Source organism: Streptomyces sp. NPDC057654, assembly GCF_042800135.1.
Classification (GTDB): Bacteria; Actinomycetota; Actinomycetes; order Streptomycetales; family Streptomycetaceae; genus Streptomyces.
In genome coordinates this window covers 1-3,106 of sequence record NZ_JBHVHQ010000959.1, presented here as the reverse complement: position 1 = coordinate 3,106, position 3,106 = coordinate 1, and the positions used below count along the sequence as shown (strand labels likewise).

3 protein-coding genes are annotated in these 3,106 nt (G+C 69.7%); all 3 read right to left on the bottom strand.

What is annotated here, in order from left to right:
• Positions 1 to 88: 88 nt before the first annotated feature.
• On the bottom strand, positions 89 to 1,150 hold the full coding sequence (locus ACFU99_RS38885) for an LLM class flavin-dependent oxidoreductase (RefSeq protein WP_384402017.1): 1,062 nt from the start codon (positions 1,148 to 1,150) through the stop codon (positions 89 to 91).
• 147 nt (positions 1,151 to 1,297) lie between these two features.
• On the bottom strand, positions 1,298 to 1,477 hold the full coding sequence (locus ACFU99_RS38880; protein WP_363132721.1) for a thiazolylpeptide-type bacteriocin: 180 nt from the start codon (positions 1,475 to 1,477) through the stop codon (positions 1,298 to 1,300).
• Positions 1,478 to 1,648: 171 nt separating this feature from the next.
• A complete protein-coding gene (locus ACFU99_RS38875) occupies positions 1,649 to 2,971 on the bottom strand; it encodes an amidohydrolase (protein WP_384402013.1) in 1,323 nt (440 codons plus the stop codon).
• Positions 2,972 to 3,106: the final 135 nt, after the last annotated feature.

Sequence of the window (3,106 nt, the reverse complement as noted above, 5' to 3'; positions counted from 1 at the left end):
GTCGTGTTGAGCTTCATCAGAGTCTCCTCGTTATCGTGGGGGGAAATGACTCGTTATTTGGTTGTCGCTCTGGGCGGTGGTCCCGGAATTACAGGTTCGGGATCACCTTTTCGACGTACAGCTTCAGACTCGACATCATCTGGTCGAGGTTCTGGCCGCCGAAATCCACCTGCCACAGCAGGGTGTCCACGCCATACGCCTCACGGAATTCGTGGATGCGCTCCACCACCGTCTCCGGCGAACCGATCACGGCCGTGCCGTGCTTGCGGACATCGAAGTCCCGCAGGTTCTTGGCGTGCTTTCCCATGCTGTCGTAGCCCACATACGAGCCCGACTTCGTCGTCTCCCAGGACGATGCCGCCTCGGACCATACCGACATGTACTCGCGGTACAACGGCTCCGCTACTCGGTATGCTTCTTCGTCCGTCTCCGCCACGTAGAGCGGAGTGCTCAAGGCGATTCCCGGGAGCTCGCGGTCCGCGCCGTGCTTCGCCGCGAACGCGTTCCGGTACAGATCGATGACGTACTTGCTCAGGCCCACATCCTGCTTGAGGGGGGCCAGCGCCAGCATGACGCCGAATCCGTGCTCGCCCAGCCAGGTGAAGCTCTCCGGGGAGCGGACCGCCGCGCCCCAGACGGGCGGGTGCGGGTCCTGTACGACGCGTGGCAGGGAAGTCGCGTCCTTGAAGGAGAAGAACGGGGTGTCCTCCGTTACCTTCTCCTCCGTCCAGAGGCGCAGTACCGCGTTGATCGTGGCCTCGTAACGGTCCCGGCTCTCATCCATCGGGACGCCGAACGCCTCGAACTCGTAGGGCAGCCACGCCCTTCCGAAGCCCAGGTCCAGCCGGCCGTTGCTGATCGCGTCGACCATCGCGGCATGCGCGGCGATCTGAATCGGGTGATGGAAAGCGGGCAGCACCGCGCCCGTCATCAGCCTGATGCGCTCGGTCTGCGCTGCGACCGTGGACAGGAACGTCAGCGGGCTCGGGCAGTATCCGCCGTACTCGCCTATGTAGTGCTCCGTCATCTTGACGTAGTCGAGTCCGGCCTGGTCCGCGAACCGGGTCAGCGCCAGGGCATCCCGGTAGTACTCCACCGCCGAACGCCGGTCGGGACGACAGTCGGGGAGAAGTGAAATACCGTGCCGCATGGCGTTGTTCGTTCCTTTCCTTGCCACCGTTTACTTCATACGCGCGTCAGCGCGTCAGTCAGCGCGTCAGCGCTGCACTCAGCGGTGACGGCCGCAGGGCATCGGGCGACGACCCGACGCCTCGCGGCCACTACCGCCGCGTCGGTATCACGCGCAGGTGCTGGTCGTGCTGGTCGTAGAAGACGAGCAGCTGCTGCTGTCACAGCTCGTCGAGCTGCCGCCGAGCAGCGTCTCGCTCACGTCCGCGTAGTCGTTGATCTCGAACGTCTCGGACTCCAGCGCCAGCATCTCTTCGGCAAGGGAAGCCAGATCGGACTGCATCGCCATGATCACTCACTCTCCTGGGAAAGGGCCTCCCGACAGCCGGGGGCCACGGCAACTCGGGCACGCACTGTGCCCGCACACCGTTATCCCCGGCCCCGCTGGCATACGGAGCGGCGTACCGCTGACACCCTTCTGACACTTGGCTGTGGACCTGGCTGTGCGACGCCCGGCCGGCTACGCGGCCCCCCGTCCCAGGCACGCCAGCGCCCCCGCCGCCATCGCGTGCACCGCCCCCCGCAGCGTCACCACCGCCTCCGGCGCGAACTTCGGGGAGTGGTTCGGTGGCAGGGACGCCAGTTTTTCCCCCACCGCGGCCTCGGTGGAACCCGCCGCGCTCGACCACTGTTCCGTCCCCACCCCGCCCGTCATCCAGTACACCGTCGGCACCGCCGGGCCCTCGTACAAACCCTCCTCCGCACCCGCCCTCCCGTACCAGGGAAAGTCCTCCGACGCCGTCGACGACGGCCACACCACCACCCGGCCCGCCCCCAGCTCCGCCTCGTGGGCGGCGCGGACCACGGCCCCGTACCGCGCGTCATTCACATTGCCGGGGGCGCAGGCGGTCACCTCGGTCTCCGGGGGGCAGGGGCTGCCGGCCGTCTCGCACTCCTCCCGCAGCACCTCGCGCACCAGCTCCACCGCCGCCGTCACCGCCGCGTCGTCCGCCGCCCGTACGGTGATGCCGAGGGTGGCCCGGTCCGGTACGACGTTGGCTCGGGTTCCGGCGTGCAGGGTCCCGACCGTGAGAACGGTGCCGGGGGGCGTACGGGACTTCATGCGGGCCACCGCCAGCGCGGCGATCTCGGCGGCGTTGACGGCCAGGTGCGGCATCCCGGCGTGCCCGCCGCGCCCGTGCACCGTGGCCTCGACCGTGGCGGACGCCGAGGTCATCGGGCCCGTGCCGTGCGCCACCAGGCCCGCCGGGAACGGGGCCACGTGCTGGGCCAGCACCACGTCCGGCTTCGGGAAACGCACGTACAGGCCGTCCGCGAGCATCGCGCGCGCCCCGCGCAGCGTCTCCTCCGCCGGCTGGCCGACGATCACGACCGTGCCGGACCAGCGGGCGCGCAGCGCGGCGAGCACCCGCGCCGCGCCGGTCAGCGCCGCCGCGTGCGCGTCGTGGCCGCACGCGTGCATCACCGGCACCTCCGCGCCGTCCGGGTCCGTCGCCCGCACCTCGCTCGCGTACGGCAGGCCGGTGTCCTCCTCTACGGGCAGGGCGTCGAGTTCGGTGCGGAGCAGGACGGTCGGGCCCTCGCCGTTGTGCAGCACGCCGACCACTCCGTGGCCGCCCACCCCCGTCGTGGTCGTACAGCCCGCGGCGGCGAGCGCGGCCGCGAAGCGCGCGGCCGTACGTTCCTCCAGACCCGACAGTTCCGGGTGGGCGTGCAGGTCCAGATAGAGCTTCAGGACCGGGGCCAAGGTGTCCGCCGACGTCTCGCGGAGCGTCCTCGCCAAGGGGAGCGCGGGTACGCCTCGCGCGGGGGTTTCTTGCATGGGGCTTCCTTTCCCGGGGCGCGGCCGTGGCCGTCGTGCGCCGAGAGGTGTCAGAAGTGTGTCAGCGGGACGCCGGGGCGTTTGCCAGCGGGGCCGGGGATAACGGTGTGCGGGCACAGTGCGTGCCCGAGTTGC